Annotated in this window: 10 protein-coding genes; 4 read left to right on the forward strand and 6 right to left on the reverse strand. The window is 40.6% G+C overall.

Annotated elements, in window-relative coordinates:
* Positions 1-59: 59 nt before the first annotated feature.
* The 3 genes from JWQ54_RS00655 to JWQ54_RS00665 form a co-directional block, all read right to left on the reverse strand.
* Positions 60-1,103: a SusE domain-containing protein gene (locus tag JWQ54_RS00655; protein WP_299578795.1), complete on the reverse strand. Its 1,044-nt coding sequence runs from the start codon at positions 1,101-1,103 to the stop codon at positions 60-62.
* Positions 1,104-1,174: 71 nt separating this feature from the next.
* Positions 1,175-2,770 carry a RagB/SusD family nutrient uptake outer membrane protein gene (locus JWQ54_RS00660; RefSeq protein ID WP_299578798.1) on the reverse strand — a complete coding sequence of 532 codons (1,596 nt, stop codon included), beginning with the start codon at positions 2,768-2,770 and terminating at the stop codon, positions 1,175-1,177.
* 32 nt (positions 2,771-2,802) lie between these two features.
* Positions 2,803-5,784: a SusC/RagA family TonB-linked outer membrane protein gene (locus JWQ54_RS00665; RefSeq protein WP_299578799.1), complete on the reverse strand. Its 2,982-nt coding sequence runs from the start codon at positions 5,782-5,784 to the stop codon at positions 2,803-2,805.
* A 345-nt stretch (positions 5,785-6,129) separates the two neighbouring features.
* Here JWQ54_RS00665 and JWQ54_RS00670 point away from each other — a divergent pair, with 345 nt between their 5' ends.
* Complete coding sequence (locus JWQ54_RS00670; RefSeq protein ID WP_299578801.1) at positions 6,130-7,266, forward strand: alpha/beta hydrolase-fold protein; 1,137 nt, start codon at positions 6,130-6,132, stop codon at positions 7,264-7,266.
* Between the two features lie 174 nt (positions 7,267-7,440).
* On the opposite strand, the gene JWQ54_RS00675 is transcribed toward JWQ54_RS00670, so the two are convergent.
* Positions 7,441-10,674, reverse strand: coding sequence for an amidohydrolase family protein (locus tag JWQ54_RS00675; RefSeq protein WP_299578803.1), 3,234 nt, complete (start codon positions 10,672-10,674; stop codon positions 7,441-7,443).
* A 201-nt stretch (positions 10,675-10,875) separates the two neighbouring features.
* Between JWQ54_RS00675 and JWQ54_RS00680 the strand changes: the two genes are divergently transcribed.
* Positions 10,876-12,774, forward strand: a complete 1,899-nt coding sequence (locus tag JWQ54_RS00680) for an ATP-dependent DNA helicase RecQ (RefSeq protein WP_299578805.1) — start codon at positions 10,876-10,878, stop codon at positions 12,772-12,774.
* A gap of 280 nt (positions 12,775-13,054) precedes the next feature.
* Positions 13,055-13,654, forward strand: coding sequence for a DUF2807 domain-containing protein (locus JWQ54_RS00685; RefSeq protein WP_299578807.1), 600 nt, complete (start codon positions 13,055-13,057; stop codon positions 13,652-13,654).
* Between the two features lie 119 nt (positions 13,655-13,773).
* On the opposite strand, the gene JWQ54_RS00690 is transcribed toward JWQ54_RS00685, so the two are convergent.
* Entirely contained in the window at positions 13,774-14,292 is a 519-nt protein-coding gene (locus JWQ54_RS00690; protein WP_299578810.1) for a DUF892 family protein, read from the reverse strand.
* Positions 14,293-14,657: 365 nt separating this feature from the next.
* On the opposite strand from JWQ54_RS00690, the gene JWQ54_RS00695 reads away from it, so the two are divergent.
* A complete protein-coding gene (locus JWQ54_RS00695) occupies positions 14,658-15,251 on the forward strand; it encodes a DUF2807 domain-containing protein (RefSeq protein ID WP_299578812.1) in 594 nt (197 codons plus the stop codon).
* 64 nt (positions 15,252-15,315) lie between these two features.
* Here the strand turns inward: JWQ54_RS00695 and JWQ54_RS00700 are convergent, their stop codons facing one another.
* Positions 15,316-16,815, reverse strand: coding sequence for a gluconokinase (locus JWQ54_RS00700; protein ID WP_299578814.1), 1,500 nt, complete (start codon positions 16,813-16,815; stop codon positions 15,316-15,318).
* Positions 16,816-17,097 lie beyond the last annotated feature (282 nt).

The raw sequence follows: 17,097 nt of genomic DNA on the forward strand, positions 1-17,097 counted from the left end.
GATTGCTAATAAAAAGTCCCGCTGGTTTTAACCAAGCGGGACTTTCAATCAATCCTGTTTTATTGCTTTAATAAATTATAATAATAATACCCTGCATGGCTTAAATTAAGCGTTACTTTATAATCGCCGGCTACAGTAACCGGGATGTTTTCGCCACCGTATTTTAAAACGCCGTTAGCTGGCTTATTATCTCCAAGATTTAGATCCCAGGCATCGTTAGCCCTGAATTTACAAGCGCCGCCAGCAGTTAAATGCACAACACCTGCCCATACTTTACTTGTTGCATCGTAAGTAAGCGCCGTGCTGGCATCCCAACCTTTAGGTGTAGCATCACCAATAATACCCCATTGGGTTTTTGTAGCTGACCACGTGTTATCATTTAAGTTGCCTTTTAACAGGAAATAGCCTGTTGAAGGAACTTTTAGATTTCCACCGGTTGTATTTAATACACCGCCGCCACCATCTCCATAATTGGTATGAGTCCAGTCGGGGTCACTGGTGTATTTAAACTCTAGTGAACCAGCATCAGAGAAATTTACATAGCCTTCATAAATTTTGTTGTCAGCCGGTGAAGCGATCTTTTCCGCAGTAGCCGGTGACCACCCCTGGTAAGCACCCGGAACATAAAGTGATGGATATACAGGGATATCAAAATATGGCGTAACTGTTATAGTAAGCACATTGGAGTAGGTTGTTTCAACATTAGCTGCCAACTCTGATTTTACGCGGGTTTCCAACTGAGCAGGGTTACCGGCAATTAATCCCATTGAAAGCAACAATGTATTCAACCCGCCACCGGTATATATTTTTGATAACCCTGATATACTGACATCTTTACTATTTGCAAAATTATTCCCCTTAACATCAATTTGCAGTGTATAGCTTACAGCTGCTTTAAATCCGTAATCACTTGGGGTATATTTAAATGATATTGCGTTATCCCCGGCATTAGCACTGCTTAAAACAATAGTACTTGCCGTGGCGGTTAACGCCACCTTAGTGCCTTTACCGGCTACCACCTTGGTTTCATCCTTTTTACAGGATGCGAGCATTAGCAGCGCAATACTGCTGAATGCAAAAATTTTGGTAAAAATCAATTTCATAATTCTTTTTCTAATTAGTTTTTAAACAAAACACAAGTAAGGTGTTTTGCAACACCTTACTTAATCAAATGCTATTTATACCCCGGATTTTGTACCAGTGTAGGATTGTTAACAATATCTGTAGATGGGATAGGCATTATATTCAGATCTGCTGAAACACTAGTGCCTCCTTTTACTCCGCCTTTCCATTGCCATAAATATGAATCGCCTGTAAATTTACCGAAACGGATCAGGTCGGTTCTTCTTTGCATTTCAAAAAGCAATTCTCTGCCACGTTCATCCAGCATAAATTGCAAGGTTAACTGGCCCTGGGTAATATTGCCAGTTGTACTTCCAGCATAGGCCCTTGTGCGTACTTTATTTACATAGCTAAGTGCAGTACCAGCATCGCCACCTGTTCCGCCACGCAAAACTGCCTCGGCGTAGATAAGGTAAACGTCAGCCAAACGGAACATTGGGAAATCAGTATCCGGAAAATTACCGGTTGGGTCAGAACCCTTTACACCTGCCGATGTTACATTCCTGAATTTTTGAATGGCGTACCCATCAGTAAATGTATACTCATCATTAATATCTAAATTTTGGCCGTTGGTGAAAAACAAAGCCCTTTTATCTGTATTTCCGGTTACATCGCTAAATAAGGATACATATTGAGGTGTAGTACGTAAACCGGACCAGCCGCCGCCAATTCCAAATGCAGCGGGATCCATGGCACCTCCTACTGATGCATGGATCAAATAGGTCATTCCGCCGTAGCCCTGGGTATGGGTACCATCAGATTCAATCGGGAAAATGATCTCGTTTGATGTATTATTATCTGCAAGGAACAAATTTTTAAAGTTTGGCTCAAGTGTATAACCTGCAGCTATAACTTTATTAGCATAAGTTACTGCTTCGGTATAGTGACCGGTGCCGGTATATACCTGTGCATTTAGATATAGTTTTGCCAGTAGGGTCCAGGCTGTTGCTTTATCTGCACGGCCATATTCAAAACGTGGTGCGCCAAGATCGCCATCAATTGCTTTTAGCTCACTTTCAACATACGCATACAATTCAGCACGTGATTTTTGTTTAGGGAAAAACACGCCAACATTGTCGTTTTCAGTTACGAAAGGCACACTACCGTATAAATCAATTGCATGATAGTAAGCTAATGCTCTTAAAAAGCGTGCTTCTGCCCTGTATTGTTTGGCTAATGCAAGATTATCCCCGGTTATCCCGTTTTTTGACAATTGGGCATCAGTAGTTTGACGGATAAACTCATTATCTAAGGCTATTTCGTAAAAAATACGATCATACATAGCCCTGATAAACTCATTTTGTGAATTCCATGTCATATCATGCAGGTTATGCACTGTTCCATCGTTCCAAACAATCTGCGCTTCATCGGTAGTTAGCTCCTGCATGTTAAAAAGCTCGCGCAGGTAGTTTGAGAAACCTTCATCAATACCGACTACGTCCGCATTGCCAGCAGGCCCCTGTTGTCCGCTCAAGGCAAATGCGGTATATAACTTAGCTAAAACTTGCTTGTAATTATTAAAGTCTTTGTAAACGTTCGCTGTTGTTAACTGACCCTCGGGTGTAAGGTTCTTTTTACAGGAAGTTATCGTAACTGCTGCACACATTACTATAACGAATGGCAGTTTTTTTAATGTTCTTAATTTCATGTTTATATTATTTATCATAATATGTTAATTTCTTAAAATGATGCATTTACACCAAGTGAGTACACACGGGGACGTGGATATATGTTATTATCTATCCCGCTGGATACTTCCGGATCAAGCCCTGTATAATTGGTTATTACAAAAACATTCTGAACATTAGCTGTTACCCTGAAGCTGTTAAGGCCGGCAATCTTACCGAAGTTATAAGAGAGATTTGCATTATCCATACGCAGGAATGATGCATTTTCAACGTAATAATCAGAGTAAAGCTGGTATTGCGTGAAATTGGTTTTCAAAATGCTGTTTGGCAGATTGTTTAAATATCCCTGGAATTTTAAACCTGCATAAGCACCATTACTTGCCTGCACCGCGTTGTAAACATAATTATCAAGATTTGCGCGCATTGTAAAACCAACATTCCATTTTTTATAGCTTAAATTTGAGTTAAAGCCCATAAATACAGTAGGGTTTGGATGCTTGTATAAATATTTATCATTAATTGTATTGCCATCGCCGTTTCTATCAACATACACTCCGTTAAGCGGCATACCGTTTTGGCCATATACCTGCTGATAAACATAAAATTCATATGGGCTGTAACCTGCTTTTAACAATTGTATGGTATTACCTACCCCACCAGGGATTCCACCTGTAGCAATAATTTGGTTGGGATCTTTTGTTGCAGATAAATTGTCAACAACAATCTTGTTGAATGAAACGTTGTAGCCAATATTCCAGTTAATATCCTGTGTGTTGATGGCATTTACATTGATATTTAACTCAATACCCTGTGAGTGTAAATTACCTATATTTGCCAGCACGTGATTAGTTAAATTTGTACCATCCGGAACAGGGGTGTCAAACAACAAGTCCTTGGTTTTTTTATAGTAATAATCAATGCTTCCGTTTATCCTGCCATTAAGAAAGCCATAGTCAAAACCAATGTTTGATGTTGCTGTTTGCTCCCATTTTATAAGTGTGTTATAAGCGTCGGCCCGCAGCGTATTGATGAATGTACCTGGGTTGCCAAATTGATATCCTGCACTTATATTACTTGGATCGTATACCGCTAAGTATGGAAAGTATGCTAAGCCAAGATCCTGCTGACCAGTTATACCATAACCTATTCTGAATTTAAGATCAGACAGCGAGGTCATGGCTTTAAAGAATGGCTCTTCCTTTAATCTCCATGCCAGTGCCACTGAAGGGAAATATCCGTTGCGGCGTAATTCAGAGAACCTGGAAGAACGGTCATCACGAATAGTAGCGGTTAACAGGTACTTATCATCAAAAGTGAAATTTAAACGCCCGAAAGGTGATTCAATATAATATTGACCTGGAAAAGAATTTGCAGCCGCTGTAGTTATGTTTGTTTTATCGGCAGCATAAGTATTCTCTGGTTTTGTATAAAAATGAAAATATTGGTATGAATAACCGGCCTGAACATCCAAATGGCTCTTAATGTCTTTAAAGTCCTTGGTGTATTTCAGGTAATAATCGTTATTGTAAGTATAGTTTTTACTAAAATACTGGCTATAAAGCCCTTTATAGGTTTGGATAAAGTTTGATGCTGCGGTAGGAGGGATGTAGGTATTGCCCATTCCGTCTGTAATATCGCCGCCAAAAGTTGCATTGAATTGTAATTCTTTTAAGAAAGGAAATATATAATTAGCTGTTAAGCTTCCCAATGTTCTTTTAGTGTAGCCGTTAGCTTGGTACTGATTTAACAAACCAAGCGGGTTGCGCGGCGCTAATGGGTTTGGATTGCCATTACCGCTTGGGTCAAGCCACTCAAAATATCCGCCATAATTACTGTTCCCCGAGTAAACAGGTTGAGTTGGATCAAAACCGACTGCAGCGCCTATAGCCCCCTGGTTTGCAAATTCCCTGTCGGTGTAAGTTCCTTTAATATTGAAATCAACCTTTAAGCTTTCACCTAAAAAATTGTGGTTTAAATTTAAGGCTACTGTAGTTCTTTTTAAATTATCCCTTTTTAAGATCCCATCCTGATCTAAATAACCGATTGATAAACGGTATGGTAAACCCTTAATGCCACCGGTAAAGGTTATGTTATTATCAGTACTGAAGGCCTGGCGATAAATTAGGCTTTGCCAATCGGTATTCGCAGTTCCTACCTCCGCTTTTTGAGCGGTTGTTAAGCCGGCTTGGGGGCTGCTTGTTACACTACGGAACTCAGCCGAAGTTAATACAGGTGCTTCCTTAGTTATTTTTGATAAGGAATTTAATGTGCTAAAATCAACAGCAAATTTACCGCCTCTGCCTTTTTTGGTAGTTATTATAATTACACCGTTTGATGCACGTGAACCGTAAATGGCTGTTGCAGAAGCATCTTTTAAGATATTGAATGATTCAATATCATTTGGATTGATAGTGGCCAGCGCATTGTCAATGCCTGCAATGCCCGAATTACTAACAGGCACGTTATCGATAACTATCAAAGGATCATTACTTGCAGTTATTGATGCACCGCCGCGGATGCGGATAGTACTTCCTGCACCCGGTGCACCGCTGTTTGAAGTTATTTGAACACCTGAAACTTTACCGGCAATTAAAGCTTCGGGAGTGGTTATTGGTCCCTGGTTAAAATCTTTTGCATTAACAGATACAATAGAACCGGTAAGATCCTTTTTCCTTTGGGTACCATATCCAACAACAACTACTTCATTCAGGTTTGTGTTTTGGGGCTTTAATGCAAAATCAACAGCAACTATTGAATTGCCTACGGTTACAGTTTTTTCAATAGAAAAATAGCCTAAAAATTTGGCAGTAACTGTATAGTTTCCGGGTTTTAAGCCGGTAATGGTATAATTGCCATTAGGGTCTGTGGTGGCTCCTGTGCTGGTGCCGGCAACAGTAACAGATGCTCCTGGCAGGGCGAGGTTGGTTTCGTCGACAACCTTACCTTTGATGCCGCCTGTTTGCGCAAATGCAATAACTGAAATCATCAGAAATGCGCATAGGAGTACATACTTTTTTGAGTAATTTTTTCTCATATACATCTTGGTTTTTAAATTAAAATAGGGCATTATATGCCGGATACAATTGGTTTGTTATTTTTGCTGAAACAGCATGTCACTAATTTACACTTAGAAGTAATAAATGCAAATATTATATAAAAGATAATTTTAATGAGTTTTATTAGGGCTAAATTAACTTTAATGAAATATGAAAATATGGGTATTTATTTGAGAATATTTAAATTTTTACCTATAATTTACCTAAAAAACGAAGATTTGAATTTTGTTAAGTGTAAAAATTACACAATTGGCAATTTTCCTAATATGTAATTGATTTCCGGGAACGTTCCCGGAAAATAACCGTTGTTTATACAGTTAATAATGAATAAAAAAAATATTTTCTGCGCGTTTTTGCTTTTTGGACAGAGTTTTTTGTTACTGGGGCAGCAAAAAATAGCTTTTAAAACAGGCGGTTTAAGCCCTTTGAAAGGGGCTGGTGAACACCTTTTTTTAGCAGGCGATTTTAACAGTTGGAACCCTGCCGATAAAGCCTGGCAATTAGCCCCGGATGGTGCTGGCTCATACCAGCTTTTAAAGAACTTACCAAAGGGCATTTACAACTTTAAAGTAACCCGCGGAAGCTGGCAAACAGTTGAATGTACCAAGCTTGGCAAACCTGTTGATAACCGCAATTTTACCGTTGTAAATGATACTGCGCTGATGATGAACATTGAGGGCTGGCAGGATAATTTTGCCGCAGAGCCAAAGGCACATACCGCAAGCCCGCAGGTATATATTATTAACGAAAAATTTGAAATGCCCCAACTTGGCAGGCAACGAAGGGTATGGATCTATTTACCTGCAGACTATCAGTCCTCAAAAAAGAAATTCCCGGTGATATATATGCACGACGGGCAAAACTTATTTGATAGCTATACTTCTGGCTATGGCGAATGGGGTATTGACGAAATGCTCGACAAGCTACCAGGCCAAAAAGAATGTATTGTGGTAGGTGTGGACCACGGAGGCGATTACCGGATAACTGAATATGATCCGTATGATTCAAAATATGGAAAGGGCAGGGGTAATGATTACGTTGATTTTATGGTGAAAAATCTTAAGCCATATATTGATAAGCATTATCGCACAAAAACTGATCCTGCCAATACAACCATTGCCGGCAGCTCAATGGGTGGGTTGATCTCCATGTATGCCGCATTGAAGTATCCGGCTATATTTGGTAATGCAGGCATATTTTCGCCTGCGTTTTGGATAGCGCCTGATATTTATCAATATGCACAGCGACAAAAGCTATCAGCCAAATCAAGGTTCTATTTTGTTTGCGGCGATGCTGAAAGCGAGAGCATGGTGGCCGATATGCAAAAAATGGCAGCTATAATCCGGAACAAAATACCCGGTGAAAAAAACACACCCGTTGTAATTATAAAAGGCGCCAGCCATAACGAAAAACAATGGAACGGCGATTTTCCGGGGTTTTATGAATGGCTTCTAAAGTAGTCGGAAAGTCGGAAAGTCCGGAAGTCGGAAAGTCCGAAAGAAAAAGAAAGGATACCTGACTTCTGCGTTAGATATCAACACGCTTTTTATCTTTCGGACTTGATCAATCAATCCGAATTCAACATTCCGCACTCCGCATTAAATTCGCACATCCGCACATTCAAAATTCGCACATCAATCCCCATCCTGTGTTGTAAACTGGTAAGTTTCTGTATTGCCAACAGGCAGGTCGGATATTGCCCCGCGGTTTAGCTGCCACCAAAAACGCAGGCGTGGTTTTTCGCGGTTGCCAATTTCATTCATGGAGTCGGCGTCGTATAAACGGCCGTTAACCATTACATATTTTATTTTTTCGCTGTTATGGATATCATTCAGCGGATTATCATTTAATACGATCAAATCTGCCAGTTTGCCCAGTTCTAAGGAGCCGATCTCTTTATCCATCCCCAGGTATGATGCTCCATTAATTGTAGCGCACCGGATAGCCTGCATAGGCGTCATCCCCCCTTGTGTAAGCATCCAAAGCTCCCAGTGTGCACCAAGGCCCTGTAACTGCCCATGAGATCCTAAATTGACCTTTGTGCCGCCATCTGCAATTTGCTTTACGTATTTTGATACCTCAATATGGCCATAATCGCCATATTCAGATGTGCTTCTTCGCCTGGCGCGGGCATCAACAATAGCTTGAGGCGTGAAATTTAATAAATGCTCATTTTTCCATACCTCTGTACGGTCATACCAAAAATTTTCGCCAAATTGGGTTCCGTAACTTACAATAAGCGTAGGGGTATAACCTGTTTTACTGGCGTTCCATAGTGTTTTTACGTCTTTATAAACCGGCCATACAGGTATGTTATGCTCAATGCCGGTATGGCCGTCCAATATCATACTCATATTGGTGAAATATGTTGATCCACCTTCCGGCACAACTTCCATTTGCAGCTGGCGTGCGGCTTCTATAACCTGCTGGCGCTGTTCACGGCGGGGCTGGTTATAGCTTTTTACTGAAAATGCACCTACCGCTTTTAACCTGCGGATATTTGAAAGCGCATCGTCAAAGTTGTTTATTACTGCTTTAAAGTCACCATCAGCGCCATATAATATAGTGCCGGTTGAATAAACCCGTGGGCCAACCATATTGCCCGCTTTTAACATCTCGCCCTGGCTAAAAACCATTTCCGTATTGCTTGACGGATCATGAGTGGTGGTTACACCAAAAGCAAGGTTAGCATAGTAGCGCCAATCCTGCTGAGGGGAGATGCCATCAGGGCTGGTGCCCAAATGTCCGTGCACATCAACTATACCCGGCATAATGGTTTTACCGCTTAGGTCATAAACCGTAGCACTATCAGGTATAGCTATGTCTGTTGATTTTCCAATTGCGGAAATTTTATTGTGATTGATAATTATTGATCCGTGCTCAATTACTTCATCGCCCTTCATGGTAATTATCCGTACATTTTTAAATGCTATAATTCCGTCCGGAGCATCGGTTTTTAATTTAAGATTAATATCGGTTCCTGCTGTATCAATTGGCGGTGTTTTATCAGTGCCGCCGTCAGCAAAAGGGAACGCGCTATGAATATCCCGCACAAAGTATTTAGGCCCGAGCGTCCACATTAATTTCTGACTGTCTTTGCTCCAGTGAAGGTACGTTCCCGCATCTCGGGTGAGCTTATTAAGCGGGATAGCTTTATTTGTTGCCGACAGATCCTGTGCGCTGCCGGTATATATCATAGGGGTTATGTAGCAGTTAAATAGCTCAGTAAATGCCATCCATTTACCGTCAGGACTTGGGTTAAACTGTGTTGCGTATTTAGAGGTGTAAAGCGTTTGCTGATTAGCACCCGTTGTATCCATTACTTTATAAGCTTTTTTATCGCCCTCATAACTTTGGTAATAAATCCTGGAATCATCAGCAGAATATTGCGGTTTAATTCCATGATCAATGATCATTTTAGGTGTGCCGCCATTGGCCGGTATAACATATATACCCGGGTTTTTACCAAAAGAATATCCTGAAGTTCCATTCCCTTCGCCTTTTCTGAAAACTATCTTATCGCCTTTATTTGAAAATTTGGGCGAATAATAATAACCTTTTTCGGCAGTAAGCCTGGTCACCAAACAGGTTGTAAGGTCTATTTTATTTATTGATGCTTTTAACTCATCTGTCCAGTCAACATACACCAGTGATTTACCATCGGGGCTAAAGGCTGGTTCGTATTCAAAATCGATAGTAGCAGTTATCCTGGTAGGCTTTCCATCAGGCAGGCCTTTGGTATAAATGTAGCCGGCTGCATTGAAGGCTACGACTTTACCATCCGGAGAAGTAGTTAGCTGGCGGATCATTTTTACTGCAAATTCATCCTGGAAAACCTTTTGCTGAAAATGAAGCGCATCGGTAATAGATTGTGTTGAGGTAACTTCAAAAGGAATTTGGGTTGCATTAAGCGAGTTAATGTCAAGGTTCCAGATCTTTCCCTTTGCATAAAATATAAGGTTATTGCTGTCGGGGGTCCAATTAAAATTTGGATATACACCAAATACAGCCCATGTTTCCTGCTGGTCATGTGAAAGGCCATCATAAACCGGCCATTCTTCGCCGGTATTTAAATTATGGATAAACAATACAGACTTTAACCTTACCCGCTTAACAAAGGCCATCAGTTTACCATCAGGCGAGATCTGGGGCCTGCATGCACCACCGGAGCCCCCCGTGATCGTTTCAATATCGCCCGTTTGCCGGTTTAATCTTTGTATGGCATAAATGCCTTTGTTAGGGTCTTTATTATATTCAAAATCAGGGCCTGGAGTAACATCCTCGCTCCAGTAAATGAATTTACCGTCTGGCGAAACTATTGGTTCGCCCGCATCCTGCTGATCATTTTTGCGCTTGGTTAGCTGGATGCCATCACCACCAGTTTTATGATACAGCCATATTTCGCCTGCACCTAATGACCGTGTGCCGGTAAAATGTTTACGCGCTACCAAATATTGTCCATCTGGCGACCACGATGCATTGTTTAATAAGCGAAAGTTTTCTTTGGTGATGGAATGCTTGCCACTGCCATCGCTATTCATTATCCAAATATTATCGCCACCTTCTTTATCGCTGGTGTATGACAGGGTTTTACCATCCGGACTAAAGCGCGGCTGTACCTCCCAGGCTTTACCGCCTGCAAGCAGGGTGGCCTTTCCACCGGTAACTGGCATACTGTAAATATCGCCCAGCAAATCGAATGCTATTGTTTTACCATCCGGGCTCACATCAAGGTCCATCCAGGTACCTTCGTCGGTTGTTATCGTTACTTTTTTTGACGGGCCGGGAGGATTTTCCACGTTCCATTTTTGAGCTGATAAATTAAAGGAGAGCGATAAGAATATAAGAGCAGTATAAATAACTTTCATGTGTGCGGGATATTATGCCGCGAATTTACACGATTTATGGGATTTTAAGGATTATCATGATTTATTAAACAAATTCAGGATTATCTTTACAACCCATAAATTCGACTATTAATAAATTATATTAAATCCGAAATCGAACATCCGAAACTGCGAAGCATTCTTGAACACCATTGAAAATAAACAATAAGTGAAAAATCCGACATGATATTACAGGAAATATTAAAACAGTATTGGAACCACGATAGCTTCCGGCCGATGCAGGAGGAGATCATCAAATCTGTTTTATTGGGTAGTGACACACTTGCACTATTGCCAACAGGTGGCGGTAAGTCAGTATGTTTCCAGGTGCCGGCTTTGGCTAAAGAGGGCCTCTGTATTGTTGTGTCCCCGCTGATAGCATTAATGAAAGACCAGGTTGAAAACCTGAAGGCCAAAGGCATTGAGGCTGTATCCATAGTATCAGGAATGGGCAAGCGTGAAATTGATATTGCACTGGATAATTGTATTTATGGAGAGGTGAAGTTTTTGTACCTGTCGCCAGAGCGTTTGTTATCTGAGCTGGTGCGCGAACGGATCAAATATATGAAGGTGAATTTGATAGCTGTTGATGAAGCGCATTGTATTTCACAATGGGGCTATGATTTCCGGCCGCCATATCTTCATATTGCTGACTTAAGGGAATTGCACCCGGATGTCCCGGTTTTGGCGCTTACCGCAACCGCAACTGCCGAGGTACGTGAAGATATTCAGCAAAAGCTGTTATTTAAAAACCCGGTTGTTTTCCAAAAAAGTTTCGAGCGTAAAAACATTAGTTACGTAGTTCAAAATACCGAAGATAAATTCCGCAAGCTGTTAGATATTGCAAAAGGTGTAAAGGGCAGCGGGATTGTTTATGTGCGAACCCGCAAGGAAACTGCTGAAATAGCCAAATTTTATGCAAATAATGGCATAAAGGCCGATTATTATCATGCAGGGTTGGAATCAGGCCTGCGATCAAAAAAGCAGGAAAGCTGGAAAACTAACCGCACACAGATAATTGTAGCAACCAATGCATTCGGGATGGGGATTGATAAACCGGATGTGCGGTTTGTGATCCATAAGGATCTGCCTGAAAGCCTGGAGGCCTATTACCAGGAAGCCGGAAGGGCCGGGCGTGACGAACAAAAAGCCTATGGTGTATTATTATATAACTATGCCGACAGGCTGAAGCAGGAAAAGAAATTTGAGCTAAGCTTCCCAACAATACCTGAAATTAAGCAGGTTTACCATTACCTGGCCAATTATTACCATTTGGCCTACGAGGCAGGCGAGGGGATAAGTCTTGATCTTGACCTTGGCGATTTTTGCGGTCGCTTTAAGCTGGATAGTATAAAAACCATAAATGCTCTGAAGTTTTTAGAACTTGACGAATATCTGTCATTTAATGAAAGTGTGTTTTTGCCATCGCGATTTAAGTTTGAGGTGATGAACGAGGAGTTATATAACTTCCAGATCCAAAACCCCGGCTGGGATCCATTTATTAAAACCATATTGCGCTCATACGGGGGCTCGTTTGATAACTACGTCCGTATCAGGGAGTTCGATCTTGCGCGGCGCGCCAGCATGAACGTGCAGCAGGTAATTGAGGGCTTAAAGCAATTGCATGAATATAAGATATTAAGCTATCAGCAGCAAACCGATATGCCGCAGGTTACCTGGTTAAAACCCCGCCAGCATAATGATGCGCTATACATCAACAAAAAAATAATTGATGAGCGCAAGGCCACTTACCGAAAAAAAATGGAGGCGGTATTTGCCTATGCAGAACAGAAACAATGCCGTAGCCAGCAGTTGCTTACTTATTTTGACGAACAGAATGCTGATAAATGCGGCGTGTGTGATATTTGCCTGGAAGAAAAACGCCAAAATAACGCAGCTGAAATTTTTGATGATATAACCAATGAGCTTATTGGATTGCTGAGCACTTCCACATATGATCTTGCATCCCTTGTAACAGCTGCAAAAAGCGGAACTGAGAAAGAAAAAATTGCGACCATCAGGCAATTACTCGACGCCGGAAAAATCAAATTTGCAGGTGAAAAACTGATCATCAGTGATTAGAAACGGATGGTCAGTGTTTAAATATGTGTTAAATTACTGGTAATCAGTATTTTGTTGCTGTATTTAATCCTGTAATGTCTATGAGTTTAGTAGGTGTAATAATTACACTAAGATGAGAAATTTCGTGGATAAAAAGTGCACTTTTGCAGACGAAAATAAGGCGTTCGTCTATTAAGTAAAGTTTTACTGTAACGTTTTAAAATGGATGCCGTCTTATGGTTGTATTTCAAAAATAAAAGAGTACAACACATTTAGAGTCACAATAATAATAAATAAAAAAATGAAAACCAAAATTTTATCCGTAATTACAATGTTAGTTGTTGTATTAGGATTAACCAATTCAACTTATGCAAACGCTGCTAATATCGATGCCTACACAGTTTTAAATGACATCAGCGCTATCAACAAAATAGAAGTTCACGGAAATGTTGAACTTTATGTTTCTGATGCTTCATCTGACCAGGTAAAAGTTTACAATAAATATTATTCAGAAAGCGCCCTTATTCAAAATAAAAATGGCGTATTGCGTATCTCATCATACAAAAACGAAAAATTAGTAGTTTGGGTAAGCGCAAATGATCTTCGTTCAATTTCTGCTTATGACAATGCTGAAGTAAAAACTTTCGGTACGATCTCAAAAATTGAATTTAATGTTGATCTGCATGATAATGCTGAAGCAAGGTTAAACCTTGACGCTTACAGTGCCAGCGTAACCGTAAAAGATAACGCTAAAGCTGATTTAAAAGGTTCAGCTACTGAATTAAACCTTAACAGGGATATTGAGTCGAATGTGAGAAGCAACAACTTTGCAGCAACTCACTACAACGAAAATAAAGTGTCGTTCGCTGCCGAGATCAATAATGAATTAATCGGTATGTAAACCCGACTTTTGCAAAAGTTCAACATATATTACGGGAGCTATCTGTTTTAAGCAGGTAGCTTTTTTATTATACACAGTTTAGCTTTGTCAACTTTTCAAAAGTTGACAAAGCTTTATGTTTAACTGGTAACATATTTAGCAGTGATCAGTAATAGCAGCATCCGGTCATCCTTAGCCTCATCCAGGTTTTCTTTTAGCAATTGAAGTACTTCAGGATTTTTCATTTTTACCGCCATCATTTGCAACACCTGAAACGAAGCTACTTCAACACTCTCCATATTTTGAAGATAAAACAGGATCGACATATCTCTTAATGCTGTGTCATCTTTCTGCTCGCTTATAGCTATAAAAGCTTCCTCTATCATTCCTGCCAAACCGGAACAGCTGGCCTCTAAATTTTGTACACCTAATCGCGCATAGATCTCATCCATCCGGATGATCTGTTTTTTTACGTCACCCACCGTCTCCATTATGGCAAGATTCAGGTCTTTAAAATGTGCCTGGTTGGCAATTTCAGGAAAACGGGCAATCATGTGCTGTTTGGCACAGTAGATCCTATCCAGGTTATCAGTGAAAAATTTGAGTAACCGGGCATCTCCTAAATGAATTATGCGGGAACGTTCAAGTTGCTTTTCCATAACGTGATATGATGATTAGATTCATAGTATACATCAAAAATCGCTCCGTTAATTTTACAGTAAAGTATGAATGAAGGCTGTGCTTTATTCAGTACAAATTCTACCATAACACTATTTATTATATTTTAATCCACCGCCTTGTTTTTCATAAATATTCAACTATAAAACCATGGACGTTTTTATGAAACATCCAACCATAAACTTCTGTCGTATTTTCACCGACAAAAGTCCCGCATTCACCGAACAAAACCGCCTCCATACCTAATACAGGGCATATTACTGTAACGTTTCTATCCTGTGATCGTCATATAGGTGTATTTAAAATTTAGAAAATATAATTAATTGACAATCAAAATATAAAGATCATGAAAACCGCATTTTTAACCATATTCACTGCCTTAGTTTTAGTATCAGGAATAGTAAATTCAACTTATGCAGCCACTGCAAAAAACGATAAAGATACCTATACCGTTTTAACCGACATCAGCGCCATCAACAAAATAGAAGTACACGGAAATGTTGAGCTGTATGTTTCTGATGCATCGTCTGACCAGGTAAAAGTTTACAACAAATATTATTCAGAAAGCGCTTTGGTACAAAGCAAAAATGGCGTGCTCCGCATCTCATCATACAAAGCCGAAAAATTAGTAGTTTGGGTAAGCGCTAACGACCTTCGTTCAATCTCAGCTTATGATAATGCCGTAGTAAAGTCATTTGGGAACATCTCAAAAATTGAATTCGATGTTGACCTGCACGACAATGCTTCAGCAAGGCTAAACTTAGATGCTTACAGTGCAAACGTTACCGTAAAGGATAATGCCAAAGCCGACTTAAATGGTTCTGCAACAGAATTAAACCTTAACAGGGATTTTGAATCAAACGTACAAAGCAAAAACTTCACAGCAGTTCATTACAGCGAAAACAAAATCGCTTTCGACAATGATCTTGCTGATCTATAATTCAACTTTTGCAAAAGTTCAACATATATTACTGGGGCCACCTGTTTTAAACAGATGGCCTTTTTTAGTTGGTTTGAGTTTTTGAGGCCTCAGTAATACTATAAATCTTATGCATAGTTTCCTTCAAATCCTCATACAGCTGTTTATAAATAATAAAGCTCGCTGCATAAGCAGCAACATTAGCCGGCTCTGGCTCAAATGTTTTCAATCCCCAAAAATTCGAAGTTGGGTATTCATTGATTGTACCAATACTTTTTAAAGCCATAAAAGCCGCGCCAATTGCCGAGGCATCATCGCTTTGTACAATTACCAGTTTTTTGCCGGTTATATCAGCTAAAGTTTGCACCCATAGATCTGAACGTACAATACCGCCGCTTACATTTATTTGAGTTATAGGCACAGAGTTTTGCTGCACAGCATCCAAAACATCTTTCAGGGCATAGCAGATCCCTTCTAAAACTGCTCTTGAAAAATGTGCCTGGGTATGCTGTAACTTCACACCAAAAAATGTACCGCAGCTTTCGCTGTCCCAGATGGGGGCACGCTCACCGGTTAAATAAGGCAAAAATAGCAAACCATTACCACCCGCAGGTACAATTGCTATTTGCCGAAAAAGCTGTTCGTAATCACCCTCGGCAGGTTCAGGTTTAATATTTTTTAGCCACCATTGCAGGGCTATGCCGCCATTGTTTATCGGGCCGCCGCAGATATAGGTTTCTTTATTTAATATATAACTAAAGGTCATTGAGCTTTCGTTAGGCAGGGGCCTGTCACTGGCTACCCTGACTGCACCGCTTGTGCCGATTGTTATTGCTGCAATGCCCGGCTTATCGGCCATACTGCCCAAATTGGCGAGGCAGCCGTCGCTTGCACCGATAATGAATGGGGTATTTGAGGTTAGAAAATCTAAGTCTTGCCCATTATATTTTTTTACATGATCGGTAGTTACCACGTTTGATAAGGACTGGTCTGTTATTCCCGCCTGTTCAAGTGCATCGGGGTGCCATTTAAGCTGCTCAATGTTAAACAAACCAGTACAGGAGGCATTTGATTGGTCAAGCGTGAACTCGTTAAACAGCTTGTGCCAGATGTATTCTTTTATGGAGATAAACTTATGTGTCCTGTTAAATAATTCCGGATCATTTTCCCTTAACCAAATGATCTTGCATAGAGGCGACATGGCATGCAGTGGTGTACCTGTAGCTTTATAAATTGACAGGCCTTTTTGTGTCGCTCTTAAGCTTTTAGCTATTCCGGCGCTGCGGCTATCGGCCCAGGTTATCATTGGAGCTAAGGGTCGGCAATTTTGGTCTACAGGTATTAAACTGTGCATGGCACTGCTAAGGCCAATAGCAAGAGGAGGGTTGCCGACTTTTTCAATAATGCCTTGTATGCTAACTATAAATGCATTCCAAATCTGTTCAGGATCTTGCTCATGATAGCCTGGTTTTGGTGAACTGAAAGAATAATATACCTGGTGGTCATCGAATGATTGGCATTGCAAATTTACAGCCACAGCCTTTACGCTACCTGTGCCAATATCCACCCCTGAAACATATTCCATAGCTATTATTTGTGGCAGCAAGATACGGGTTTTTAACAAATCCTATTCCGCAACATAACGCAGGGCGTTGCCCTGCGCTGATGGATGTCGCCCCTTCCGGCTTGGAGTTGAAAGTTTACCTGACCCTGTATTCTAGGTTTACCACATATCAACGCAGGGCACCGCCCTGCGCTAGTTAGAGCAAATATCGTTTTTTCCATGAACCATCAACCATGAACTTTTTCCGGCATTTTCACCGACTATTTTTCGCTATTTACCGGAAAAAACCCCCTCTACACCTAA

The organism is Mucilaginibacter sp. (assembly GCF_028288225.1).
Classification (GTDB): Bacteria; Bacteroidota; Bacteroidia; order Sphingobacteriales; family Sphingobacteriaceae; genus Mucilaginibacter.